Raw genomic sequence first — 26,289 nt, 5'->3', positions numbered from 1 at the left:
AGCAATTCAACTACATTTGTTCAGTATAAAAATCACTTATGAAAAGAATACTTATCACCGGAGCCGCAGGGTTTTTAGGATCACATCTTTGTGACCGTTTTATCAAAGAAGGTTATTTTGTTATAGGGATGGATAATCTCATTACTGGAGATTTAAAAAATATTGAGCATTTGTTTAAACTCGAACATTTCGAATTTTATCACCATGATATCACGAAGTTTGTTCATGTTCCGGGTAATTTAGATTATATACTTCATTTTGCATCACCGGCAAGTCCGATAGATTATTTAAAGATTCCGATACAAACTTTAAAAGTTGGTTCTTTAGGAACACATAATCTTTTAGGATTAGCAAGAGTTAAAAAAGCGAGAATTCTTATAGCATCTACTTCCGAAGTATATGGAGATCCATTGGTTCATCCTCAAACCGAAGAATATTATGGAAATGTAAATACCATTGGACCAAGAGGTGTTTATGATGAGGCGAAACGCTTTCAGGAATCTATAACTATGGCGTACCATACTTTTCATGGAGTAGAAACTAGAATTGTTAGAATTTTCAACACGTATGGGCCAAGGATGCGATTAAATGATGGCCGAGTAATTCCGGCTTTTATCGGTCAGGCTATTAGAGGTGAAGATCTAACTATTTTTGGGAATGGAATGCAAACGCGTTCTTTTTGTTTCGTAGACGATCAAGTCGAAGGTATTTTCAGATTATTGCACTCGGATTATGTTTATCCGGTAAATATTGGAAATCCAGATGAAATTACCATCAAGGATTTTGCCGAAGAAATTATAAAATTGACAGGAACTAATCAAAGGGTAGTGTATCATCCCTTACCTATAAATGATCCTTTACAGCGTCAGCCTGACATCACGAAAGCAAAAGAATTACTGGGATGGGAAGCCAAAGTAGGTCGTGCCGAAGGAATGAAAATCACCTATGATTACTTTAAATCATTATCTAAAGAAGAGCTTTCCAAAGAAGAGCATAAAGATTTTTCTAAGTACATAAGCTAGTGAAAACCAAAACAGGGAGATACTCGGGCTATATTCGCCCATTTTCATTTTTAATAGACCTTATGGTTATCAATATACTATTGGTATATTTGACAGATTTCCCTGTTAATAAAGTTTTTTATTCAGTTTTCATTAGTGCTGCATGGTTTATTATAGCGGCCAGTTTAGGTTTTTATGAGGTATATAGATACACTAAAGTAATTTCTATACTAAATTGTGCAATGAAACAAGGGATTTTATTTACACTATTTTGTCTTGCATTAGCTTTCTCAGATTCTGAAGATTCGAGTTTCAAAAAGATTATTTTATTTACTTCGACTTCATTATTTATAATTCTGATTATCAAATTATTTATCTATTTTTTTCTAAAGAAATACAGAGTACTTTTTGGAGGAAATTTTAGGACAGTAGTGTTATTGGGAAATAATAAAAGTATCAATCCACTGCAACTTTTTTTTACAGAAAATCCAGATTATGGGTATAAATTAGAGAAAGTTTTCGACTTAGGACATGATAAAAGGAATCATCTGTCAGAAAGTTTTGCATTTGTTTTAGAGCATAAAATAGACGAAATATATTGCTCTATGGGTGATTTGACACAAAAACAGATTAACGACATTGTCTATTTTGCGGATAACAACTTAAAAACTTTAAAATTTATTCCTGACGAAAAACAAATCCTTTCCCGAAATTTTACATTTGAATATTATGACTATATCCCTGTAATTTCGTTAAGAAATATATTGCTTGACGATACCTTAAACAAGGTCGTTAAGCGTGTTTTTGACCTTTTGTTTTCTGTAATAATAATTTTGGGTGTACTATCTTGGCTCATACCAATTTTAGCGATTGTCATAAAATGGGAATCTAAAGGACCTTTGTTTTTTGTACAAAAGAGGAATGGATTAAATTATAAAGAATTCAACTGTTACAAATTCAGATCGATGGAACTAAATGATCAAGCTGATTTGGAACAAGTTTCCAAAAACGATATTCGAGTTACCAAAACAGGACGGTTTATACGAAAAACAAGTATCGATGAGTTACCACAATTTTTCAATGTTTTATTAGGTCAAATGTCAGTCGTTGGTCCTAGACCCCATATGGTTAGCCACGCTAAAATGTATGCGCTAAAAATTGATAAGTTCATGGTGCGTCATTTTATTAAACCAGGAATCACGGGACTTGCTCAAACAAAAGGGTTTCGAGGTGAAGTCGAAACAGATGTGGATATTATAAATAGAGTAAAATTCGATATTTTTTACATGGAAAATTGGTCTATTTTATTAGATATAAAGATTATTTTTATCACGGTATACAATACTTTAAAGGGAGAAGAAAAAGCATATTAAGATGGAAAAACCGCTTGTGTCCATAATAACGCCATCCTTCAATTGTGAAAAATTTATCGCAAAAACAATCTTGTCAGTACAGAATCAAACCTATAAAAATTGGGAAATGATTATTGTAGACGATTGTTCTTCCGATCAAACGGTTTCAATAATAAAAGAAATTTCCAGTCGAGATAATAGAATTCAACTTTTTCAGCTCGATACAAACTCCGGAACCGGAATTGCCAGAAATACCGCTTTGAATAAAGCAGCCGGAAAATATATAGCCTTTTTAGACGCAGACGATTTGTGGAAACCATTCAAGTTAGAGCTACAAATTGATTTTCTCAAAAAACATAATTTACCGTTTACTTTTTCGTTTTACGAATGTATTAATGAAGCAGGAGAATCGCTCAATAGGAGAGTCGAATCACCAAGAAACCTCTCTTATCGTCAGTTGTTTTTTTGTAATTATGTTGGGAATCTAACAGGGATCTATGACGTAAATTACTTCGGAAAAATAACTGTTTCTTCTATTCGAAAACGCCAGGATTGGATACATTGGCTTATAATTCTTAAGAAAATAAAAACCGCACAACCCGTTCCGGAAAGTTTAGCTTTTTACAGAATCAGAGAAAACTCAATTTCGGCTTCTAAATATGAGCTGTTAAGACATAATTTTGCCGTTTACAGAACGTTTCATGGGTTTAATGTAGTTGTCTCAATACTTTGTATGACGGGGTTTTTGTTTACGCAATTAATGATAAAACCACGTTACGTTAAATCATTGATTTAAACTGCTTCAATTTTCCTCTGTTGCTTCTTTCTAAAGATTTTTTTCTAAGAAAATTAAATTTTAAATTGGGTTCCAGATACAAAGAAATCGCCTCTTCAATTTTTTGAATTTGTGCCAAATTTAATTCGGTTTCGCTCACATATTCTATTTCAAAAGTATCAATTTTCGTTTGCTTGATTATGAACTCTTTTACATTTCCGTCGTCTTCAATAATACTTTTTGTCACATAATAGAAAGTAAGTCCAGGGGATTTTTTCCCACTTGGTAAAATAGCGACATCATTGGTCCGGCCTATTAATTTTTTGAGAATCGGTTTTTGTAACGTGCTTTTTTCGTCCAGAATTCCAATATCGCCAATGTCATATCGAATGAACGGATGCGCCTTATTGAACAAGGAAGTGATTACAATTCGGCCTGCAGTGCCGTTAGGAACGGCTTTGTTATTGTCATCCAAAATTTCTACAAACAGCGTTTCGGAATTAATTTGCCATTCATCTTTAGGATTTTGAAAAGCAATTAAATCCAATTCAGAAGCACCGTATTCATTGACAATAGGAATGCCAAATTGTTTTTCTAAAAGTATTTTATCTTCTTCAAAAAGCATTTCAGAAGTTACCATGCATACTTTCAAAGTGGGACAAATTGTGGTTAATATGATGTTTCTCTTTAGTAAAAACTTAGCAAATAAAACAATCGAACTGGTATATCCATTGATATAATCGAATTTTTTATTCTGAAATTTTTTCAGAATCTTTTCTAAAACGTCATCCGATAAATCGAAAATGGAAAACCGAAACCGATGACTCAAAAAATCCTTGAAACGTTCTTTTTTGTTTCCAATAAAATCCATTGGAATTCCATAAAAACGCGCTTGGTAGGAAGTATTAAAATCAATTCCATACCAACCAAAGCGGTACTTGTTAGAAGCCCAAGTCAACGCATGACAATATTTATCTTTGGCAAAAATAAACGGAGTCCCGCTGGAACCGGATGTTTTATTAACATAACAGTTTTTAGGAGAATAATTTTTAGAAAGCCTTTCAAGCAATGGTTTTTGTAAGTTTTTTTTATTCAAAACGGGCAAGTCTTCCCAGTTTGTAAAAGTTGTCATTCCTGCTAAATCTTTATAAAAAGTATTATTTTGCAAATGAAAATTGACAATTTCCGTTTTTTTATTTTCAACGAAAACTTCATGTTCCTTTTCAGAAAATGCTACAATTTTCCGCAATTCGGCTTTAGCTTCCTTCATTTGGAAGCCATTTAGCTGCAGCGATAAGTCGAATAGTGGAAACATCACGCTACTTTTGGAATGTCAAAACGTTTGATAGATTGCAATTCTTCGGCTTTATTTTCCTTTTCTTCTTCAATATCAAAATCATCTTGAAGACCCAACCAAAATTTTGCCGAGTTACCAAAATACAGACTCAACCGCAAAGCGGTATCAGCCGTAATTCGTCGGTTTCCTTTAGTGATTTCAGAAATTCTGGTTTGCGGAATTTTCAAATCTTTAGATAATCGGTATGCTGTTATTTCCAAAGGAATAAGAAATTCTTCTAATAAAATTTCACCCGGATGTATGTTTTTTAATTTTTCCATTTTGACTATTTTAATGATAATCTATAATTTCTACCTCAGTTGCATTTCCGTCTTTCCAAATGAAAATAATCCTCCATTGATTATTAATTCGAATGCTATAATAGTCTTTTAAATTGCCATTTAATTTTTCTAATCGGTTAGACGGAGGAATTCTTAAATCGATCAAATCTTGAGAATTGTTTAGCATTCTTAATTTTCTTCTACCAATTTGCTGTATTTCTATTGAAGGTTTCTTTACAACAATTCCATTCCATATTTTTTCGGTTTCTTTAGATCCAAATGAAATTATCATATCTTTTGCGTTACTAACGTCAAAAGTAAGTAAAAAAAATTATTATTTCAACATAAAACGAACTATTTTTGCACCACAACTAAAGAAAACTACACCATGACAATTTTACTACTAGGTTCAGGCGGAAGAGAACATGCTTTTGCATGGAAAATGATTCAAAGTCCGCTATGTGATACCCTTTTTGTAGCCCCAGGAAATGCTGGAACAGCAACAATAGCCAAGAATATTGATATTAGTCCAACTGATTTTGAAGCTATAAAAACGTTTGTTATTCAGGAAAAAGTGGAAATGGTTGTGGTAGGACCAGAAGATCCTTTGGTAAAAGGGATTTATGATTTTTTTCTAAACGATGCGGCATTAAGTCATATTCCGGTTATCGGTCCTTCAAAAATTGGTGCGCAACTGGAAGGAAGTAAAGAATTTGCTAAAGAATTTCTAATCAAGCATAAAATTCCAACAGCTGCTTACGATAGTTTTACTGCGGAAACAGTAGAGAAAGGATGCGAGTTTTTGGAAACATTGCAACCTCCGTATGTTTTAAAAGCAGATGGTTTAGCCGCCGGAAAAGGAGTTTTGATTATTCAGGATTTGGCAGAAGCCAAAGAAGAATTAAGAAACATGTTGGTTCATCAAAAATTTGGTGACGCCAGTTCTAAAGTGGTAATCGAAGAATTTCTTGACGGTATAGAATTAAGCTGTTTCGTTCTTACGGATGGGAAAAACTACAAAATATTGCCAACAGCCAAGGATTACAAACGCATTGGCGAAGGCGATACAGGATTAAATACAGGCGGAATGGGAGCTGTTTCTCCAGTTCCTTACGTTGACGCCGTTTTGATGGAAAAAATCGAAACACGCATTGTAAAACCTACTATTGATGGTTTTCAAAAAGACGGAATTCCGTATAAAGGTTTTGTTTTCATTGGGTTAATCAATGTGAATAACGAACCAATCGTAATAGAATACAATGTGAGAATGGGCGATCCGGAAACCGAAGTGGTTATCCCAAGATTGAAAACCGATTTAGTAGAGTTATTTTTGGCTGTAGCCAATGAAAAACTGGACGAAATTAATCTGGAAATTGACGAAAGAAGTGCAACTACAATTATGGTTGTTTCTGGCGGATATCCGGAGGATTTCGAAAAAGGAAAAGTGATTTCAGGATTAGAAACCATTGAGGATTCTATTGTTTTTCACGCAGGAACTAAACTTGATAACGGAAACATAGTGTCAAACGGAGGAAGGGTTTTAACAGTAACTTCGTATGGGAATGATTTCGAAGAGGCCATAAAAAAATCTTACCAAAACATAGCTAAACTAAATTTTGATAAGATGTATTTTAGAAAAGATATTGGAAACGACTTAAAATAGTTTCCAATTATCGTTCACTTTTTTTTAATTCTTATTTTAAGAAAGAGTGAGCGGTAGTATCTTGCTTCTCAGTTCCGGCGTCTTCAAAAATTTTCAATTGTTTGATCCAATATACCATTGCCGAAGCACAAATAATCATGAAAATCCAGTTGATTGTATTAGCAGCAAACCAAGATGTAAGCTCTAATGAGCGTAAAAAGTCTAGTGGAGCAAATAAAATCTTTACAAATAAGTATTCTATTCCTTCGAAAAATGATTTCATAATGTATAAAATTAATTTTATTAATTGTTTTTGAGGAACTCTGGGTATTAAAAACTCTTATTTTGAAGAATCTTTTTGAACTTCCAGGGTTTACTTTTTAAACAAGTATTATATTTACGAACACAAAAGTATAAAATATCCTTATGATAACAAGTATTTTTAGAAAATCTACACCATTAAATTTTTCATTGGTCGTAATTTTAATGCTGGTTTTCTTTTCTATATACCAATTTCAAGATTTATTCTGGATGAATTCCTTTTTATTAATTTTAAAAAAAGGAATGTTGTTTTGTGTTTTATTGGCTTCTGTTTTTATCACGAATTTTGTTGCTAAGAAAAACGGATTGAGTAAAGACAGTAGTTACACGGTTTTTTTTTATTTTTTGTTTCTACTTTTTTTTCCTTCAATATTAGATAATTTAAACCTGATTTTGTCTAATTTCTTTATTCTATTGGCGCTTCGCCGATTGATTTCATTGCAATCCCTGAAAGCTTCCAAAGAAAAAATATTTGATGCTTCGTTATGGATTTTTCTGGCTGCACTATTTCATTTTTGGAGTATAATTTTCATAGTGCTGGTTTTCATATCAATAATTTTCCATGTTTCCAGAGATTATAGAAACTGGATATTACCTTTTATCGCTTTCTTTATTGTTGGAATCCTGTTCATGATTTATGCAACGGTTTTCGATTTGAATGTCATTGAATACATCATTAAAAGTGTACAAATTAATTTTGAAATCAACTATTTTACGAATAATTATCAAAACGGTGCTTTGTCAATCTATGCCACAATCGCTTTGTTTTTTCTGGTTTCTATGTTTGCCACATTATCAAACAGACCACAATTGTTGCATACTTCTTTCAAAAAAATCATCGCATCTTTCTTTATCGGAGTACTGATTTTTTTAATTTCGGCTAATAAAAGTAATGATTTGTTGCCGTTTACATTTGCGCCTTTGGCCATGATGGCAACCAGCCATATTGAAATTCCTCAAGAAAAATTAAATCAAGAATTAGTTATGTATGTGGTGACTGCCTGCAGTCTTTTTGCTTTTTTCTCCCAATTATAATTTTTCACCGTACGCTAAATCTCCTGCATCTCCTAGTCCGGGAACGATATAACTATGCTCATTAAGTTTTTCGTCTAATGTAGCAACCCAAAGATGACAGTTTTCCGGCAAATGTTTTTCAAGATAAGCAATGCCTTCTGGTGCGGCAATTACAACTGCAATGTGAATTTCTTTTGGCGTACCTCTTTCCATTAATTTATTGTAAACAGCAACTATTGATTGTCCAGTAGCAAGCATAGGATCGACTAATACCAGATTTTTTTCATTTATATCAGCAATAGCTTGATATTGCACCAATATATCAAAATAGTCGTCATTGTTGGGATGATGTCTAAGGGCGGAGACGAAACCATTTTCGGCATTGTCAAAGTAATTCAAAAACCCCAAATGCAAGGGTAATCCAGCTCGTAAAATGGAACATAAAACCAATTGATCTTTAATTTCGGTTGTTTTTTTTATACCTAATGGTGTTTCAATTTGTATGTTTTTGTAATGTAATTTTTTACTTAATTCATACGCCATTATTTCGCCAATACGTTCAATATTTCTTCGGAAACGCATGCTGTCATTGTGAATATTTACATTTCGAATTTGTCCCAAAAAATGATTTAGGATGCTATTGCCTTCTGATAAATAATGAATTTGCATATTTTTATTTTGTAATTAAACTTATACTTAATTTTATAATCTATAAAAGTATAAAAAAGTATCTTTGTCCTTTAAAATATAAAGATATGTTTTCAAAATTAGCGTACTCCGTATTCGAACAAAGTATTAAAGATTATCATCAGTTTGATAATGTTGACCAACCGATTAATAATCCTTTTCCAAAAGATAAATTCGAACATTTATTGTATCATAAAAACTGGATTGATACCGTGCAATGGCACTTTGAGGATATTATTCGTGATCCAAATATTGATCCTGTTGCTGCTTTGACTTTGAAAAGAAGAATCGATGCTTCTAATCAAGAACGCACTGATATGGTGGAATATATTGACAGTTATTTTCTTCAAAAATACAGTCATGTAAAGGTAAAAGACGAAGCGAAAATCAACTCAGAAAGTCCGGCTTGGGCTTTTGACAGATTGTCTATTTTGGCATTGAAAATTTATCACATGAATGAAGAAGCCACTCGTGCCGAAGCTTCACAAGATCACAGAGACAAATGTCAAGCTAAATTGAATATTTTATTGGAACAAAGAACAGACTTGTCTTTGGCCATTGATGATTTATTGACAGACATCGAAAATGGGAATAAATTCATGAAAGTGTACAAACAAATGAAAATGTACAACGATGATGATTTGAATCCTGTTTTGTACCAAAACAAGAAGTAATTTTTGACAAACTTAGCATTGTCAAATACTATCAAACATATAGCCGTCATGAGACTTTCCGCAATGGGAGATGTCGCTATGACGGTTCCTGTTTTACGCGCTTTTGTAAAGCAGCATCCCGAAGTTAAAATCACGATCATCTCCAGACCTTTTTTTAAACCTTTTTTCGAAGGAATTCCCAATGTTGCTTTTTTTGCTTTCGATGAAAAAGAAAAACACAAAGGGTTTTTAGGATTGTTGCGTTTGTTCCAAGATTTAAAATGTTTAGAAATCGATGCTTTTGCCGATTTACACAACGTTTTGCGTTCTAAAATCGTCCGAAACCTTTTTGCTTTTAGGGGAAAAAAAACAGCTTCAGTTGATAAAGGCAGAGCGGAAAAAAAAGCCTTAACCCAACCCGAAAATAAAGTTTTCAAACAACTGCCAACCATGTTTGAAAGACATGTTAAAGTATTCGAACAACTCGGTTTTACAGTTGATTTATCATCACCAAGTGTCGAGACACTTTTTCCTGAAAAAGCAGTTTTGAGTCTAGAAATTCTAGCGATAATTGGACAAAAAAATCACAAACTAATAGGAATTGCTCCTTTTGCACAATATGATTCTAAAGTGTATCCGTTGGATTTAATGCAGGAAGTTATTAATCAATTATCAGAATCCCGAAGTTTCGGGACAGCATATAAAATTTTGCTTTTTGGTGGCGGAAAAAAAGAAATTCAACTGTTGGATTCGCTTGCTTCCAACAAAGAAAACGTCATCAACATGGCGGGGCAACTCACATTTCAGCAGGAATTACAGCTCATCAGCAATCTGGATGCGATGCTTTCGATGGATTCCGGAAATGCACATATAGCAGCCATGCTCGGAGTAAAAGTGATTACGCTTTGGGGGGTCACACATCCTTATGCGGGATTTTCACCTTTCAATCAACCTTTAGAAAATGCTTTGATTTCGGACAGAAATCAATTTCCAAAATTACCTACTTCGGTGTACGGAAATAAAAAAGTGGAAGGTTATGAAAACGCCATGCGAACGATTACTGTTGATTCTATTATAAAGGTTTTAAATGCCGGCAAACAATAAGTAAGATTTTAATTTCTTCACTTTTTTGTTGTTTTTATGTAAGAATAACTTTAACATTTTAATAACAAAATAATTCTAAATTTTTAGTGGGAATAATACTATTTTTGGCTTAAGTGCGTAAGGTTTTGCACTCAAAGCTAACTTGAGACGAAAGAGGATTGTTCTTTTCGGTTAAGTTGCTTTTAGAAATCTCGAAATGCTAATACAATAAAATAGAAATTATTTATGCCAAAAATTACTGTAACAATTGCAATTTTGTTCATATTCTCTTTTTCAGCGTTTTCTCAAAAAACAAACCTTTCGGGTCTTTTAACCGATGGTAGCGAAAAAAAACCCATTTACAATTCGGTTGTTGCTTTATTAACTCCCAAAGACTCTATTTTATACAAGTTTACCCGATCAAATAAAGAGGGGAACTTTAGTTTCAAAAATGTAAAAGCAGGAAATTATATATTGATGACGGCTCATAGCCAATATGCCGATTATGTAGATGCTATTATTATTGAAGAAGGCGAAAAAAAAATGGGGACAATTGCCTTGATGAGCAAAATTAATGCGCTTAGAGAAGTAATTATAAAGTCGGGTTCTATTAAAATTAAAGGCGATACGACCAGTTACAGAGCAAGTGATTTTAAGGTAGATGCCAATGCCAATGTAGAAGAATTACTAAAAAAACTGCCGGGGATTCAAGTTGATAAAAATGGTGTTATAAAAGCCATGGGTGAAACGGTAGAAAAAGTATTGGTAGATGGAGAAGAATTTTTTGGCGATGACCCGGGTATGGCGGTAAAAAACCTGCGAGCCGATGCAGTGAAAGAAGTACAAGTTTTTAATAAGAAAAGCGATCAAGCCGAGTTTACAGGAATTGATGATGGCGACACAAAAAAAACAATTAACCTAAAATTAAAGGAAGATAAAAAGAAAGGTTATTTTGGTAAAATAGATGGTGCAAATCAGCCATTTACAGATGCGGATTCCAGATACAATACCAATTTGATGTTTAGCTCTTTTAAAGGCAAAAGAAAACTATCTGCTTTTTTATTAAATGGGAATACTGGGCAAGATGGACTTGGCTGGCAAGACAGCGAAAAATTTGGAGCACGGGATGATATAAGCATGAACATGGATGACGATGGAAATGTAAGTTATGAATGGACAGGTGGCAATAATGATGAAGAACCTTATGTTGACACTCAAAATGGGTTTATCAAAAACACCAACGCAGGATTGCAGTACAGCAACAAGTGGAATGATAAACAAACATTGAATCTATCACCAAAATACAACAACCAAATTTATACAAACAATAAAAGCAGGGTTACCCAAACACAAGTGGGAGAAACCCAATTAAACGAAAACAGATCAACGGTAAGCAATGTAAACAGAAGTAATTTTAAACTAAATGCTATTTACGATGTAAAATTAGATTCTATAAATTCGATAAAATTTACCGCCAAAACTAATTTTTATAATACCGAAAGTGATGAATTTACAAATGGTGAGACAACGGGAGGTGATGGATTATTAAAAAACAAACAGGAAAAAATATTTAATACAAATTCGGATAAGGAATCTTTGTCTGCCAGTATTTTGTATAAACATAAATTCACCAAAGCCCGTCGTACATTTTCTGTAAACGGTAGTTGGAACACGTTGAATACAGATTCAAATAATTTCTTAAAGTCTTCCAACGAAAGTTATGATGGAGGTGTTTTTTCTTCTAGGGATGATGTAGACCAAAATAAAATAGGAGAAAAAACAAGTCAAAACCTTGCTGTAAATGTTACCTATACAGAGCCTATTGGTAAGAAATTTGCAATGCAAATTGCCTATCAGGTTGCTCATAACACGGGCGAAAGTAACTATTTAACGTATGATTATTCGGATGTTACAGGCAAGTATGATGTGGTTGTAGATTCTTTATCTAACCAGTTCAAACAGACAATAACAACTAACAAGCCCAATATAAAACTGAGTTACAATGCTAAAAAAATAAATTATAGCTTTGGAAGTGGTTTTGGTTTTACTTCGTTTGATTTGCAAGATCAAACTTTAAATAAAGAATATAAGCGCAGCTATACTAACTTTTTTCCAACTGCAAATTTTTCTTACAAGTACAAAAGCAATAGTAACTTGCGTTTCAATTATCAAGGCGCAACCAGACAGCCTACCATCGATCAATTACAGCCTTTGAGAAACAATCAAGATTTTTTCAATCAAACTTTAGGTAATCCAGATTTAAAGCAATCCTTTACCAATAGTGTAAACATATCACACAATAGTTATAGTATTTTGACAGAATCGCATTTTTACCAAAGTATTTCTTTTAGAACAACTTCCAATTTAATTACTTACAACAAAGATATAGATCCAGAAAGTGCTAAAACAATTAGCACACCCATAAATACAAACGGAAATTTTTCAGGAAATTTTTATTTTGGATATGGATTTAAGATAAAAAAAATAGATTTACACGTTAATCTTAATCCATCTGTTAACTATAACAAATCGGTACTTAGTATTAATAACAAAATCAATAATTCCAATACTTTAAATTCAGGATTTTCAATTTATTTAAATAAATCAAAAGAAAAGAAATACGAATTTAGTTTAAGTAATTATTTTTCAAACAACAGAAACAGTACTTCTCAAAACGATGAAATAAAATCATTTAACACTAATAATTTAGGCTTGGACATAGGGGTTTATTTCAGAGAAAAATGGAAATTGTCCACAGACTATAATTTATATTCCCGACAAAAAACGGTCGATTTTAAAACCAACCTCACCAATCAATTGTGGAATGCAAGGCTACAACGGACCTTTAAAAACGATGAGTTTACAGCTTATATCCTAGTGCGGGATATTTTGAATCAAAATATAGGCATAAATAGATATGTTTATGAAAACACAATAGGTGAGGAACGAAACGATAGGCTCAAAAGATATGCTATGATAGGCTTTACCTGGAATTTTAAAAACAAAGGCGAAACAGTAAAAAAATAAGTTAAACATTTATTGGGATGTAACTACGGGAAACTTCAATAAAACTCACAATTCACAACATATGAAATCAATACTTTTTTTTATAGCAGCACTAATTTTTACAACTACATCAAAGGCACAGCAATTTATAGATAAAGCTGTAATTGAATATGAAGTCAATACCAACCTCAAAAAAACGATGAGTAATGACAGCTGGGATGAGATGATGAAAGACAACCTGTCTGACCTAAAAATATCCTATTTCACCTATACTTTTGCAGACAACAAAAGCATATATAAATTTGATAGATGGAGTCCAAAAACAAGAATACCAAAACACGAAAAAGATGCAGATGAAGAAAACACTTGGTATTTTGATTTTACGACAAGAAAAATGAACATGCAAAAACAAATAGTAGGAACTAATTTTGTAATAGCAGACAGCATACCAAATATACAATGGAAAATCACAAATGAACATAGAGAAATAGCCGGTTATAATTGCCGAAAAGCTGTAGGCAAAATAATGGATGACGTATATGTATTTGCTTTTTACACAGACGATATTACCATTTCTGGGGGTCCATGTTCTATAAATGGTTTACCGGGTATGATTTTGGGACTTTCAATACCAAGATTATACACCTCATTTATAGCTACCAAAATAGATTTAACAATCAGTAACCCATCCGACATAAAACCCATTACAGCCAAAAAAACCTATGACTTAACGGGTCTAAAATCGTTGATAGAAGAAAGAACAAAGGATTGGTTCACCTATGGTGAGGATAAAGAAGAAAATAAAAGACAAAAAAATATGTTTTTGTGGAATGCTTTTTTATAGTTGATTCTGAATTAAAGCTTAGATTTCAAATCCATTCTTTCATGAAGTATTCTTAATATTTTTATTTCTTTGACTAAAATAATTCTAAAAAAAATAATGTGATGATTGGCTTTATAGCCTAAAAGATTCGGTTGAACTAACTCATAATTTTTCCCGAAGTTCGGGTAATTTGCTAATTCCTGACAAGATTCTAATAATAGGTTATAATATTTGTTGGCTTGTTTTTCTGACCATTCATCATAAGTATACTCCCAGATTTCAGCCGAATCGTTAACAGCCAAATTTGTCAAATGATATTAGCCATTTGCTTTTTTCTTTGATTGTAACATTTCTAGGTGTTTTTTTGGATCAAAGTCTTTTGCAAATCCACTATCAATACCTTCCTGAATGGCATTTTTTAACATTAAAATTTTATCTTTTTCTTCTAACATGTGAAGACCGGCTCGAATTACCTCACTTGCATTTTGAAACCGACCTTTTGAGATACTTTTTCCACAAAAGTTTCAAAATGATTCCCTAAAGAGATTGACGTATTCTTTCCCATGATTTTAATTTTTCACTAAAAGCACCAAAATTTGGTAACATTTGCAATGTTTTTTTTTAAAATATTACAGAACGTTCCTATACTTGGCAAGTGACGGAAAACACTAAAAAAAGCCATGGACTATTCACCCAACAAAAAAAGAGGATAGAAAACCCTCATCAAAATTCCTCTCAAAACTTTACGATAACTCCATAGTGTTAACGGACTTGTAATCGGTTCCGTTCAACACGGGTTTCATTGTTCGTGTTGCGCACGTAACGAAACTCTAGCTGTTAGAGTAGTTGCTGAATTTAAAAATTATAAATTACCTGACTCTCAAGTTTGATTTTGGAACTATCCACTTATCGTTGTGGCATATACTGCATAGACTTTTTTGGTTGTCAATAATCTCAACATTCCCACAATGAATACAAGCGTATCTTCTTTTCTTCTCTATATTTTCTAAAGGATTATCAACCAGCTCTGGAAAAATTGGTAAACCTGGCTGTACCTCTTCATCTTCAAACATATAAACGCTTATTTCACCGGATGTTTCAAGGTAGGCTCTTTGTACTTGACCCAAATGTTCGATACCATTTAATCGAAGTTCGGCAAAAAATTTATCATAAGGCAAGCCAATATGTTTATAATTCTCATATTCTATTTTTCCGTCGCTCAAAAGACAAGTGGGCTTCCCTTCAAGTATGCGTTCTATTTTTTTACTTTTTGCAGTTAAACCTGTAATGATTTTATACAACAGAATTACAACTAACAAAACAACAATTCCGTGTGTAAGAGGTACATAGTCATAAAACATCGGATCACCTATTGCAGAGCCCAAAGCTATTAAAATAGCTAACTCGAATACAGAAAGTTGTTTTACGCCTCTTTTACTTAAAAACTTCAATCCAACTATTAGAAGTATGAACATTACAGCGCTTTTGAAAACAATTTCAAACAAATATGCCGGTGGGAAATTTTCAGAAAGAAATATCCGTTGCCAATCAAAAACCGATATATTTTTCTCTTCACTCATAATTGTATTTTGCATTTTTTGCTATTACTGCCAACTCGTTCAGATGTATGATAGAGTCACATAAAGCTGCCAAAATTAGATGTATAGGTATGACTATTTACTATATACTCAAAAATAGAGCAGATTTTGCGGGTCTTATTATTCTGCTAATATAATAAAAATCACAACTTCCCTAAAACAAAAAAACTTCCCTTTTCAGAGAAGTTTTCGTTATCATTTAGACTTTTTTAAACATCATCATAATCTACATAAATGCTTTCTGATGTTGGATGTGCCTGACAGGTAAGAATCAAACCATCGGCGATTTCTTTATCGGTAAGAATGGAGTTCTTAGTCATTTCGGCAGTTCCAGATGTAACTCGAGCCAGACAACTGCTGCAGATTCCGCCTTGACAAGAATAAGGAGCATCGATACCTTGTTTTAAAGCGGCATCAAGAACGGTTTGTTTTTGTGACATTTCAAAAGTCGTTTCCTCATCATCCACCATAATGGTGATTTTCGAATGTCCTCCTAATGATTTTTCGATTTTATTTTCTTTCGTAGAAGAAGAAAACAATTCAAATTTTATTGCAGTTTCCTTTACATTGTGTTCCTTCAAAACTCCGGAAACAGTATTAATCATTTCCTCCGGACCACACAAATAAAACTTATCAAATTCCAGTTCCTTGTGTTTGTTATTCAACACAAAATTCACGGTTGATTTCTCAATTCGTCCGAACAAAGCATTTTCTGCTTTGGCTTGACTGAAAACATAATGGACAAAAAGACGGCCCACATATTGCAATTGCAAATCGTGTAATTCTTGATGAAAGATGGTTTCTTCCGGAGATTTGTTCCCGTAAACCAATACAAATGAACTTCTAGGTTCGTTTTTCAATACTGATTTTAAGATGGAAAGTACGGGTGTGATTCCGCTTCCAGCTATAAAAGCGGCGTAATTTTTTTGTCGGCCAACTTGTGGTTCAAAAATAAATTTTCCTTCCGGTTTTCCTACTTCAAGCACATCTCCAGCTTTAAGCTTTGTGTTAGCAAATTGAGAGAAAGCACCGTTTTTCACTGCTTTCACAGCAATTCGTAATTCCCCGCTGTCAGGAGCCGAGCAAATAGAATAGGCACGACGAATTTCCTCGCCGTCAAGTGTTAATCTTAAATTGATATATTGACCGGCAACAAAAGTATAATTCGCTTTTAATTCCTCGGGTACGTTAAAAAGTACGGAAACAGCGTCTTTGGTTTCGCGTTTTACTTCTTTTATTATTAGTTTTAAAAAAGATGGCATGTGATTATTTTTTTACAAAGATAGGAAACACATTAGGTTTCTAAAAATCAAAAGGATTGAAAATTTACATACCTAAAATGGTTATGTATAAGAATCTTATGTATATTTGATTTTTGAAATAAGAAATACCACTAAACTTGCAACGACTGAACCATGAAAAATTCTCAATTATACAAAGGAAGTCTGAATACCATTATTATGAAATTGCTGGAAGAAAACGGCAAGATGTACGGCTATGAAATCACCCAAAAAGTAAAAGGGATTACCCAAGGCGAGTTGAACATCACTGAAGGCGCTTTGTATCCGGCGTTGCACAAACTCGAGGCCGAAGGTTTACTGGATGTCGAGATTGAAAAAGTGGATAACCGCATGCGTAAATATTACAAACTCACGGAAAGCGGTCAGAAAGAAACAGTAAACCGACTTTCAGAACTGGAAGATTTTATTAGAAACATGCAAAGCTTAGTGAACCCAAACCCAAAACTGGAATTTTAATTTTTTGAAGATGAAACTAACTACTGAACAAATCGCTCAAATAGAAGAAACTTTGGTTTTTAATGGACTGATTTACGACGACATTAAATTAGAAGTAACCGATCATATCGCTTCGGAAATAGAAGAAAAAACAATCAATGAAGAAGTTTCATTTGAACTTGCTTTTAAAGAAGTTTTTGAGAAATGGAAACCGGAATTAAGACCAGCTTCCTATGGTTTATGGCTCGGTCGTAGTTATTCTGGACCCAAAATAATAATGGATAAAATGGCTAGGTATACAAAATCGAGATTTTGGTATATTACTTTAGGTGCAATTCCTTTGACTTTAATTGCAACAGCTTTTATTCACTTTTTTAATACCGAAACATTCATTTATTTTTTTACAAAAGCAATAAGAATTCTTTTTGCAACAGAAGTTTTTTTGGTAACAATAGCCTGGATAATAATTTGGAAATATAAGAGCAAAACCACTTTTAGTTATCTCTTTAAAAAAAGAAGTGTTCTAGTGTTTTTCCAACCTTTGTTGTTGGGTGTAGGATTAGTTCCTATTAAACTTATGAATATTGATGCAGATGTTCAAATGGGATTTATATATGTATTTTTTATGATCCTTTTGTTTTTCATGATTGATTTTGTTTTGGTATTTCAGCATATACGTGTGATTAAAAAACAATCTCTTTCCAAATCATGAAACTAACCGCCCAACAAATAGACCAACTCTACCTTTTTACCCGTCAGCATTATGTAGAATGGTATGATTTACAAACGGAATTAGTCGATCATTTGGCCAACGCTATTGAAACCGAATGGGAACAAAACCCCAAACTTACTTTTGACGAAGTTTTAAATAAAGAATTCAGGAAGTTTGGTGTTTTTGGTTTTATGGATGTGGTAGAAAGTCGTCAAGCTGCATTAGGAAAAAAATACAATCGCTTAGTATTTAATCATTTTAAAGCATTTTTTAGAGTACCAAAAATTCTATTAACAATAGGAATCACCTTTTTACTTTTTAAGATTCTTAAAACAAGCATGTATAACAACTATATTTTCATTGCCATTTGTATTAGTTATTTCGGATTTATTTTTTTTGAATTCTATAAGATTAAGAAAATTAGAAAGATACAGAAAGAAACAAGTAAAAAGAAATGGTTGTTTGAAGAAATTATCAACCAATATGGTGTTTCTTCAGGAGCTTTTTCAGTTCCGTTTTATTTTTTTATTCAAATAAGCAGTCGTGCAGAAAGGTATTTATTAAATGATTACTGGCTTTTCTCTGTAAGTTTGATGTTGGTACTTTTTGGAATTTTAAATTATATTTTATTCAAAATTATCCCTTCTAAGACTAGAGAATACCTATTAGAAACCTACCCGGAATATAAATTAGAAAAACTGTAACGTTTTCTTATTTTGACTACATATTATAAAACCAAAATAACCAAACTATGATTCAAAAATTTCTTTATCTTGAATGGAAAGCATTTATCAGATCAGCTTCCTTCGCTACTAATTTGGCTTTGAAAATCCTGATGGGTCTCGTCGCCGTTTATTTCATTTTAATTTTCTTAGCATTAGGAGTCGGGGCATTTTATATTTTAGAGAAAATGAATCTGGATCCAATCGTTACCGTGAATCAATTCTTGATTTACTATATACTGATGGATTTAATCATCCGATTGCTGTTGCAAAAAATCCCCGTGATGAACATTCGTCCGATGTTGATTTTCCCCATAAAAAAATCCACTATTGTTCATTTCTCTTTAGGAAAAACCGTTTTGTCATTCTTTAATTTGGTGCATGGTTTTTTCCTGATTCCGTTTAGTATTGTTTTAATTATCGAAGGCTATGATGTAGTGTCAGTGGTCCTTTGGTATACTGCGCTGTTTTCACTGCTGTACATCAATAATTTTATAAATATTGTATTGAGTAATAAAGACAATTTATTTGCGATTTTCTTAGCAATAGCATCCGTTTTAGGAGGATTACAGTATTATGGACTGTTCAATATCACGGATTATACGACTCCGTTTTTTAATGCTATTTTCAATACGTATTGGGCTTTTGCCATTCCGGTATTGGCTTTAATCGCCATATATTATGTCACTTTCCAATATTTCAAAAAGAATTTATACCTCGATGCGGGATTGTCGAACAAACACGATGTTGCCAAAACAGAGGAGTTGACTTGGTTGAATCAATTTGGAACCATCGGAACCTTTTTGAAAAATGACATTAAACTAATAAAGAGAAACAAACGATCTAAAACCACCATAGGATTGAGCGTTATGTTCCTTTTTTATGGCTTTCTTTTCTTTACCAATGCAATTGAAGTATACAATAACCCTATGATGCACATTTTTGCCGGAATTTTCGTTTCGGGTGGATTTCTTATCACTTTTGGACAATTTGTACCCAGCTGGGACAGCGCCTATTACCAGTTGATGATGACGCAAAATATTCCTTATAAAGGCTATTTGAGTTCTAAATGGTGGCTGATGGTAATCGCGACAATAGTTACCACAACTATTGCTTCTTTCTATCTCTATTTTGGATGGCAGATTTATTTGACAATAGTGGTTGGTGCAATTTATAATATTGGAGTCAATTCCCATTTGGTTTTATTAGGTGGCGCGTATACCAAAACGCCAATCGATTTGAGTTCCGGTAAAGGTGCTTTTGGAGATAAAAAAGCATTCAATGTAAAAACCATGCTTATTTCACTGCCTCAATTAGGATTGCCCGTTTTATTGTATTGGTTAGGTTCTAAATTAGGCAATGCCAATGTGGGATTAGCACTAGTGGCGTCGATGGGAGTTATAGGATTTGCTTTGAAAGACAAGGTTTTTTCTTTGATTGAAAAAATTTACAAATCCGAAAAATACGCCACAATTGCAGCTTACAAACAAAAGAGTTAATCAAAACCGATTAAAAACAAATTAACAAATAACCGAATTAACCATAAGAAAATGATACAAGTAAACAACCTTTCAAAAACATACAACGGAACAACCGTATTAAAAATAGACAATTTAGAAATAAAAAAAGGAGAAAGCTTTGGATTAGTGGGCAATAATGGAGCCGGAAAAACCACTTTTTTCAGCCTTTTATTGGATTTAATCCAGCCTTCAACAGGGAATATTGTCAACAATGAGGTACAAGTAAACACCAGCGAAAACTGGAAACCATTCACCGCTTCTTTTCTTGATGAAAGCTTCCTAATTGGCTACTTAACGCCCGAAGAATATTTTTATTTCATAGGCGATTTACGCGGACAAAACAAAGCCGATGTCGATGCTTTATTGGCCACACACGAAGAATTTTTCAACGGAGAAATACTTAAAAACAAAAAATATTTACGCGATTTATCTAAGGGAAACCAGAAAAAAGTGGGAATCATCGCCACTTTAATCGGGAATCCTGAAGTGATAATTTTAGATGAACCGTTTGCTAATTTAGATCCAACGACACAATTTAGATTGAAGAAAATCATCAAGGATTTAGCAGACAATCCTGATGTTACTGTGCTGGTTTCCAGCCATGATTTGTTGCACACCGTTGAGGTAAGTGACAGAATTGTCACTTTACACAAAGGCGAAGTGGTTAAAGACATTCAAACTTCTGAGGAAACATTAAAGGAGTTAGAAGCCTTTTTTGCGGTTTAAAAATTTAATTTGGGCGTGACCCGGAAAAAAAATCCGGGTCGGGCTTTCACTCTCAATCTTTTTTATTCTTAAAAAAAAGAATAAAAAAGGATTTCCGTTACATTCCTCACGCGCGCATGTGACTCAAATAAACCCCGATAATTTTCACGATATCAAAAAGAAACGTATTTTTACCAGTAAGTATACTAAAAAGCATATTTAAAAGTTAATTGATAAAAACGTTTTCCATTGAAAGTCAATAGATTCAAACAGTTATTTTTCTTCTTATTTTTCGGTTTTTTAGTAGCCTGTTCTACTAAGAGAGATACTTTTTTGGCCAGAAATTCCCATGCCTTAAGTACAAAGTATAATATTTTATACAACGGTCAAGTCGGTTTGGACAAAGGGGTCAAGGAAATAAAGTCCAACAGTGATGATGATTTCTGGAAACGTCTGCCGGTAGAAAAAATGCAAATTGTAGAAGACTTCACTTCCACCGCAACACCAAAAAACACGAATTTTGAATTGGCTGAAGCCAAAGCTACCAAAGCCATTCAAAAACATTCCATGAACATTGGCGGAAGAGAGAAGAACACTCAAATTGACGAAGCATATCTTATGCTTGGTAAATCCCGCTATTACGACCAACGATTTGTTCCGGCACTTGACGCTTTCAATTATATTTTGTACAAATATCCCAACAGCAGCAAGATTTATGAAGCTAAAATTTGGCGAGAAAAAACCAATATGCGTTTAGGAAATGACGCTTTAGTAATAAAAAATATAAGTAAATTATTAGAAGATCATGAAGTAAAAAAACAAGTTTTTGCTGATGCAAATGCTCTTTTATCAGAGTCTTTTTTGAATTTGGAAGAAAAAGACAGCGCAGTTGCTAAACTAAAATTAGCCATAGAGTTTGCCAAAGTAAATCAGGAAAGAGCACGATATCGTTTTGTTTTGGGACAATTGTATCAACAATTAGGATACAAAGACAGCGCCGCTAATGCGTATCAATCAGTGATAGACATGAACCGAAAAGCGGACAGAAAATTTGTCATTCAGGCGCATGCTAAAAAAGCAGAGTTATTTGATTATCAAAACGGGGATTTCAATTCCTTTACAAAAACATTTGATAAACTGGCCAAAGACAGAGAAAATCGACCTTATAAAGATTTAATTTTTCATCATATGGCGGTGTTTTATGATCAGAAAAACGATCAGAAGAAAGCCTTAGATTTTTACAACTTATCCTTAAGAACAGATTCAAAAGATTCCTATTTAGTAGCTTCAAATTACCGAAATTTAGGAAATATGTATTTTAGAAATGCTGAATATCCTGCTGCTGCAAAATATTATGACAGTACATTGGTAAAACTCAATGACAAAACCAGAGAGCATAATAAAATTCAAAAAATCAGAAATAATCTGGATGAAGTGATTTTGTATGAAGGTCTTGCCAAAAGAAATGATAGTATTTTGAATGTTGTTTCATTGAATGAGAATGATAAAATTGCCTATTTTGAAAAGTACATCGTTAAACTAAAAGAAGGGGATGAAATCAAGAGAGTTTTAGAAGAAAAACGAAAAGAAAAACAAGAAAATATAGAAAGAAATAGTACAACCAGTTCTATTGATCCGGCTTCTAATCAGGAACCTGGAAAACCGGCAAAAAAATCAGCATTGCTGCCGCCGGCGATTACTAATGTTTCTTCACAACAAGCGGGTAGTATTTTCTATTTTTATAATCCTACTACCGTAGCTTTCGGAAAAATAGAATTCAAAAAAATATGGGGTGACAGAACCCCGAATGGCAATTGGAGAATATCATCCAGCACCGGAAATCAAACTTCGGTGGATCCGTTGAGTGATGATAAAGAAACTTTTCAGAAAGAATCAACTGCGGATAAAATGGAGCAGCAGCAGTACACCACGGATTTTTATTTGAAACAACTTCCAATAACACAAACGGAAATAGACAGTATTGGTAAAGAACGTAATTTTGCCTACTACCAATTGGGAATTATTTATAAAGAAAAATTCAAAGAAAATAATTTAGCCATCGCTAAACTGGAACAATTATTTAACAATAATCCAGAGGAAAAACTGGTTCTTCCATCGATGTATAATTTGTATAAATTATATCAAATCACGGATGCAAACAAAGCAGAAGAGATGAAAAAAAGAATATCGGCTCAATATCCGGATTCTCGTTATGCACAAATTGTAAACAACACAAGTTCCAATATGGCTTCTGTAAATGAAACGCCAGAAAATGTGTATACTAAATGGTATAAATTATACGAACAAGAACAGTTTGTTATGGTTTTAGAGAACTCAGACGCTTTGATTAATCAGTTTTCGGGAGATGAAATTGCATCAAAATTTGAACTGCTTAAAGCAAACGCCATTGGAAAACTGCAAGGAGTAATGGCATACAAAAATGCCCTGCAGGGAGTGGCTGATAATTATCCAAATAGCGAAGAAGGCAAAAATGCCCAAGAAATCTTGACGAGTCAAATTCCGTTTTTAGAGAAAATGGAGTTGAATACAACCGATTCAAATAATTGGAAAATTTTATATCGAGTAGGTTCACGAGAGGATAAAAATACAAAAGCAATAGAGGAGAAAATCAAAACGTTTATTGCTGCTGAAGACCTTCAGGGACTATATTATTCCTATGACATTTATACTGAAAAAGAAAATTTCATCACGATTCACGGAATAAAATCGGAAGTTTACGCTAAAGATATTGTATTTGTATTGAAGGATAATGTAAAATATAAATTGGTCGATCCTGCTATCGTGGTTTCGGGTGAGAACTACAAAGTGATTCAAATCAAGAAAAATATGGACACTTATTTGGCGCCAAAAAATCCATAAATATGTTTGATAAAAAGCAAAAATCATACACTGATCTTTTGGGTAAAACCAATAGAATTGTTGAAGGAACTACTATAAAAGGCGATATTATTTCGCATGCTGATTTTAGATTAGACGGAAACTTGATAGGGAATTTTCAGTCTGGAGGGAAAATAGTCATTGGCCCAGCCGGAAGCGTTATTGGAGATATTGTGTGTAAAAATGCGGATATTGAAGGAAAATTTGACGGAAAAATTCAAGTAACCGAAGTGCTGAATGTAAAATCAAAGGCAAGTATTCATGGAGAAGTTACCACGGGAAAACTATCAGTAGAACCCGGTGCTGATTTTAGCGCTTCTTGTAAAATGAAGACAAATATAAAAAATCTAATCCAGAACGATGGACAGCAATCCCAACAAAAAAAGAGCGAATAAATGGCTCGCGCTGATTAACATTCCGATTCAAATGGGAGCGATCATCTTTCTATTTTCCTATTTCGGAGACTGGTTAGATGAAAATTATCCCCATCCAAAAGTATATTACAGTAAAGTTTTAGTAATGGTTGGCGTTGCACTGGCTTTGTATAATGTGATACGACAGGTAAACGAAATCAATAAAATGCAATAATTTTTCAAAAGAAAAATCAATAAAAACGAGCTGTAAATGTCTGGATGGTCGTGTAAATTAAAATATCTTTGCGCCTTAGTGCCATTACGGCAAAAAACAAACACAATGAATTTAAAAAATTACAAACCACTTCTGCCTTTATTGGCACTTGCGGGATTGGCTTATGTTGTTCATCGGGTTGCTTTTTATGTATTAGACATAGATGATGCGACTTTTTATTATTCGATAGAAACCCTTTATATGTTGTTTCTGGGATTGTCTATTATGGTATTTGTGGTCTTGTTAAAAGTCAAAGAACGCAGTTTTGATAACGTGGGCATGTCGTTTCTTTTAAGCACCAGTATTAAAATGATTGTTTGTTATCTGATTTTAAAGCCTATATTGCAGGCTACAACACAAAACAATGCAATAGAGAAAAAGAATTTTTTTATGATGTTTATTCTCTTTTTAGCAATTGAAACCATATTAACAATACGTATATTAAACGAAAAGCAATAAATATGTTATTCAAGGAACAAATCCATCAAAAATAATTTTTTATATTCTTTTGAATATTAATAAAAGATGTACATTTGCACCAAATTTCAGAAACGTAATAAATTAAGATAATTAACTGTTATGGTGATTTCAAACAAACCACTTAGATTTATAGTAGCGACTTTAGTAGCCTGTCTTCCTTTAATGAGTTTTGCAAATCCTGAACAGGATTCTGTGAAAGTAAAAACAGAAGTTGCTCATGAAGTAAAAACAGAAGAAGCTCATGAAGGAGCTCATGCTGAACCAACAGATGTAAAATCTGAGATTAAGGAATTTATTAATCATCACCTTTTGGATTCTCATTCTTTTACCTTAAATGCGGATAAGGAAACAGGATCACATAATGGTTTTTCATTGCCTATTATTCTTTGGGATAATGGTTTGCAAGTATTTTCTTCTTCAAAATTTCATTATGGTGAAGAAACTGCAGAACATAATGGAAACTTCTATGTATTGCATCACGAAAAAATATACAAAACGGAGGCGGATGGAGCTTTGACAGAAGAGCACGGTCATCCAACAAATGTTAAACCATTGGATTTATCAATCACTAAAAGTGTTGTTGGTATTTTATTTGTTGCAACTTTAATGTTTTTCTTGTTTAAAGGCTTGGCAAAATCGTACACAAAAAACGGAGGAATTGCTTCTGGAGCCGGACGTATATTTGAACCTATCGTTTTATACGTTAGAGACGAAATTGCAATACCAAATATTGGGGAAAAGAATTATAAGAAATACATGAGTTATTTATTGACGATATTTTTCTTTATTTTATTTCTAAATATCTTAGGATTAACTCCACTAGGATTTAACATAACAGGAAATATTGCGATAACAGCATCACTAGCTTTGTTGACGTATTTAATCACAACTTTCTCGGCTAATAAAAATTATTGGGCGCACATTTTCTGGATGCCAGGTGTGCCAACACCTATGAAATTTATTTTGGCTCCAATTGAATTATTGGGAACAATCATTAAACCATTTTCATTAATGATACGTTTGTATGCTAACATTTTAGCAGGACACGTAGTTTTGATGAGTATCATCGGTTTAATGTTTATTTTTAAAAGCTGGATTGGAAGCAGTTTGTCATTTGGATTGGCATTTGTGCTAATGATTCTTGAAATATTAGTGGCTTTTTTGCAAGCGTATATTTTTACAATGTTATCTGCACTTTATTTTGGAGCAGGAAATGAAGAGCATCATCACGAGGAAGCTCACCATTAAGTCGAAAGTCAAACGTCGAAAGTTTAAAAGTCAGCTTGACTTTATGACATTAGACTTTACAACTTTAGA

Annotated in this window: 27 protein-coding genes and 1 pseudogene; 19 read left to right on the top strand and 9 right to left on the bottom strand. The window is 33.1% G+C overall.

The annotated features are described in order from the left end of the window. The first annotated feature begins 38 nt into the window (after nt 1–38). The 3 genes from E0H99_RS02315 (at nt 39) to E0H99_RS02305 (ending at nt 3,149) form a co-directional block, all read left to right on the top strand. On the top strand, nt 39–1,022 hold the full coding sequence (locus tag E0H99_RS02315) for a UDP-glucuronic acid decarboxylase family protein (RefSeq protein WP_131990787.1): 984 nt from the start codon (nt 39–41) through the stop codon (nt 1,020–1,022). Between the two features lie 62 nt (nt 1,023–1,084). Beyond that, nucleotides 1,085–2,374: an exopolysaccharide biosynthesis polyprenyl glycosylphosphotransferase gene (locus E0H99_RS02310; protein WP_317128643.1), complete on the top strand. Its 1,290-nt coding sequence runs from the start codon at nt 1,085–1,087 to the stop codon at nt 2,372–2,374. Nucleotide 2,375: 1 nt separating this feature from the next. Further along, nucleotides 2,376–3,149, top strand: a complete 774-nt coding sequence (locus E0H99_RS02305) for a glycosyltransferase family 2 protein (protein WP_131990783.1) — start codon at nt 2,376–2,378, stop codon at nt 3,147–3,149. Here E0H99_RS02305 and E0H99_RS02300 read toward each other — a convergent pair. Genes E0H99_RS02300 through E0H99_RS02290 form a run of 3 tightly spaced genes read right to left on the bottom strand, consistent with a single transcriptional unit; the run spans nt 3,133 to nt 5,037 of the window. Further along, a complete protein-coding gene (locus E0H99_RS02300) occupies nt 3,133–4,443 on the bottom strand; it encodes a phenylacetate--CoA ligase family protein (protein ID WP_131990781.1) in 1,311 nt (436 codons plus the stop codon). The two genes, E0H99_RS02305 and E0H99_RS02300, sit on opposite strands and share 17 nt — an antisense overlap. Next, complete coding sequence (locus E0H99_RS02295) at nt 4,443–4,745, bottom strand: HigA family addiction module antitoxin (protein ID WP_131990779.1); 303 nt, start codon at nt 4,743–4,745, stop codon at nt 4,443–4,445. Before E0H99_RS02295 ends, E0H99_RS02300 begins: the two co-directional genes overlap by 1 nt. A 10-nt stretch (nt 4,746–4,755) precedes the next feature. Further along, nucleotides 4,756–5,037, bottom strand: a complete 282-nt coding sequence (locus E0H99_RS02290) for a type II toxin-antitoxin system RelE/ParE family toxin (RefSeq protein ID WP_131990777.1) — start codon at nt 5,035–5,037, stop codon at nt 4,756–4,758. 96 nt (nt 5,038–5,133) lie between these two features. Between E0H99_RS02290 and purD the strand changes: the two genes are divergently transcribed. Further along, nucleotides 5,134–6,408, top strand: coding sequence for a phosphoribosylamine--glycine ligase (purD, locus tag E0H99_RS02285; protein WP_131990775.1), 1,275 nt, complete (start codon nt 5,134–5,136; stop codon nt 6,406–6,408). A gap of 31 nt (nt 6,409–6,439) precedes the next feature. On the opposite strand, the gene E0H99_RS02280 is transcribed toward purD, so the two are convergent. Then, nucleotides 6,440–6,670, bottom strand: a complete 231-nt coding sequence (locus tag E0H99_RS02280) for a DUF6341 family protein (protein WP_131990773.1) — start codon at nt 6,668–6,670, stop codon at nt 6,440–6,442. A 143-nt stretch (nt 6,671–6,813) separates the two neighbouring features. Here E0H99_RS02280 and E0H99_RS02275 point away from each other — a divergent pair, with 143 nt between their 5' ends. Further along, entirely contained in the window at nt 6,814–7,743 is a 930-nt protein-coding gene (locus E0H99_RS02275) for a DUF6427 family protein (RefSeq protein WP_131990771.1), read from the top strand. Here E0H99_RS02275 and upp read toward each other — a convergent pair. Then, nucleotides 7,738–8,391 carry a uracil phosphoribosyltransferase gene (gene upp, locus E0H99_RS02270; RefSeq protein ID WP_131990769.1) on the bottom strand — a complete coding sequence of 218 codons (654 nt, stop codon included), beginning with the start codon at nt 8,389–8,391 and terminating at the stop codon, nt 7,738–7,740. The two genes, E0H99_RS02275 and upp, sit on opposite strands and share 6 nt — an antisense overlap. An 86-nt stretch (nt 8,392–8,477) precedes the next feature. On the opposite strand from upp, the gene E0H99_RS02265 reads away from it, so the two are divergent. The 4 genes from E0H99_RS02265 to E0H99_RS02250 all read left to right on the top strand — a co-directional run bounded on the left by E0H99_RS02265 (nt 8,478) and on the right by E0H99_RS02250 (nt 13,995). After that, entirely contained in the window at nt 8,478–9,083 is a 606-nt protein-coding gene (locus E0H99_RS02265) for a DUF4254 domain-containing protein (protein ID WP_131990767.1), read from the top strand. A gap of 48 nt (nt 9,084–9,131) precedes the next feature. Then, a complete protein-coding gene (locus tag E0H99_RS02260) occupies nt 9,132–10,166 on the top strand; it encodes a glycosyltransferase family 9 protein (RefSeq protein WP_131990765.1) in 1,035 nt (344 codons plus the stop codon). Between the two features lie 225 nt (nt 10,167–10,391). Beyond that, on the top strand, nt 10,392–13,172 hold the full coding sequence (locus E0H99_RS02255; RefSeq protein WP_131990763.1) for an outer membrane beta-barrel protein: 2,781 nt from the start codon (nt 10,392–10,394) through the stop codon (nt 13,170–13,172). A gap of 61 nt (nt 13,173–13,233) precedes the next feature. Next, the gene (locus E0H99_RS02250; RefSeq protein WP_131990761.1) at nt 13,234–13,995 is read left to right on the top strand and encodes a GLPGLI family protein; all 762 of its coding nucleotides are present in this window, start codon (nt 13,234–13,236) and stop codon (nt 13,993–13,995) included. An 11-nt stretch (nt 13,996–14,006) separates the two neighbouring features. On the opposite strand, the gene E0H99_RS02245 is transcribed toward E0H99_RS02250, so the two are convergent. The 4 genes and pseudogenes from E0H99_RS02245 to E0H99_RS02230 all read right to left on the bottom strand — a co-directional run bounded on the left by E0H99_RS02245 (nt 14,007) and on the right by E0H99_RS02230 (nt 16,834). Beyond that, nucleotides 14,007–14,276: a type II toxin-antitoxin system RelE/ParE family toxin gene (locus E0H99_RS02245; RefSeq protein WP_240723425.1), complete on the bottom strand. Its 270-nt coding sequence runs from the start codon at nt 14,274–14,276 to the stop codon at nt 14,007–14,009. 15 nt (nt 14,277–14,291) lie between these two features. Next, nucleotides 14,292–14,539: pseudogene (locus E0H99_RS02240) on the bottom strand (type II toxin-antitoxin system ParD family antitoxin). 304 nt (nt 14,540–14,843) lie between these two features. Beyond that, entirely contained in the window at nt 14,844–15,569 is a 726-nt protein-coding gene (locus E0H99_RS02235; RefSeq protein ID WP_131990757.1) for a DUF421 domain-containing protein, read from the bottom strand. A gap of 212 nt (nt 15,570–15,781) precedes the next feature. Continuing rightward, nucleotides 15,782–16,834, bottom strand: coding sequence for a ferredoxin--NADP reductase (locus E0H99_RS02230; protein ID WP_131990755.1), 1,053 nt, complete (start codon nt 16,832–16,834; stop codon nt 15,782–15,784). A 153-nt stretch (nt 16,835–16,987) separates the two neighbouring features. Between E0H99_RS02230 and E0H99_RS02225 the strand changes: the two genes are divergently transcribed. The 10 genes from E0H99_RS02225 (at nt 16,988) to atpB (ending at nt 26,220) form a co-directional block, all read left to right on the top strand. Continuing rightward, nucleotides 16,988–17,329: a PadR family transcriptional regulator gene (locus tag E0H99_RS02225; RefSeq protein WP_131990753.1), complete on the top strand. Its 342-nt coding sequence runs from the start codon at nt 16,988–16,990 to the stop codon at nt 17,327–17,329. A 10-nt stretch (nt 17,330–17,339) separates the two neighbouring features. After that, nucleotides 17,340–18,020, top strand: coding sequence for a hypothetical protein (locus E0H99_RS02220; protein ID WP_131990751.1), 681 nt, complete (start codon nt 17,340–17,342; stop codon nt 18,018–18,020). Continuing rightward, nucleotides 18,017–18,724 carry a hypothetical protein gene (locus tag E0H99_RS02215; protein ID WP_131990749.1) on the top strand — a complete coding sequence of 236 codons (708 nt, stop codon included), beginning with the start codon at nt 18,017–18,019 and terminating at the stop codon, nt 18,722–18,724. The genes E0H99_RS02220 and E0H99_RS02215 overlap by 4 nt, the downstream gene beginning before the upstream one ends. 47 nt (nt 18,725–18,771) lie before the next feature. Beyond that, nucleotides 18,772–20,241, top strand: a complete 1,470-nt coding sequence (locus E0H99_RS02210; protein ID WP_131990747.1) for a DUF5687 family protein — start codon at nt 18,772–18,774, stop codon at nt 20,239–20,241. Nucleotides 20,242–20,292: 51 nt separating this feature from the next. After that, a complete protein-coding gene (locus E0H99_RS02205; protein WP_131914628.1) occupies nt 20,293–20,988 on the top strand; it encodes an ABC transporter ATP-binding protein in 696 nt (231 codons plus the stop codon). Between the two features lie 228 nt (nt 20,989–21,216). Continuing rightward, a complete protein-coding gene (locus E0H99_RS02200; protein ID WP_131990745.1) occupies nt 21,217–23,847 on the top strand; it encodes a tetratricopeptide repeat protein in 2,631 nt (876 codons plus the stop codon). Between the two features lie 2 nt (nt 23,848–23,849). Continuing rightward, complete coding sequence (locus E0H99_RS02195) at nt 23,850–24,260, top strand: polymer-forming cytoskeletal protein (RefSeq protein WP_131990743.1); 411 nt, start codon at nt 23,850–23,852, stop codon at nt 24,258–24,260. Continuing rightward, nucleotides 24,226–24,453: an AtpZ/AtpI family protein gene (locus E0H99_RS02190; protein WP_131990741.1), complete on the top strand. Its 228-nt coding sequence runs from the start codon at nt 24,226–24,228 to the stop codon at nt 24,451–24,453. Before E0H99_RS02195 ends, E0H99_RS02190 begins: the two co-directional genes overlap by 35 nt. Before the next feature lie 105 nt (nt 24,454–24,558). Then, nucleotides 24,559–24,951 carry a hypothetical protein gene (locus E0H99_RS02185; RefSeq protein ID WP_131990739.1) on the top strand — a complete coding sequence of 131 codons (393 nt, stop codon included), beginning with the start codon at nt 24,559–24,561 and terminating at the stop codon, nt 24,949–24,951. A 120-nt stretch (nt 24,952–25,071) separates the two neighbouring features. Continuing rightward, a complete protein-coding gene (gene atpB / locus E0H99_RS02180; protein ID WP_131990737.1) occupies nt 25,072–26,220 on the top strand; it encodes a F0F1 ATP synthase subunit A in 1,149 nt (382 codons plus the stop codon). Nucleotides 26,221–26,289 lie beyond the last annotated feature (69 nt).

It is taken from the genome of Flavobacterium sp. GT3P67 (assembly GCF_004349155.1).
GTDB lineage: Bacteria > Bacteroidota > Bacteroidia > Flavobacteriales > Flavobacteriaceae > Flavobacterium > Flavobacterium ranwuense.
The sequence above is the reverse complement of the archived record's forward strand: the minus strand, read 5'-3'. Positions and strand labels throughout refer to the sequence as shown.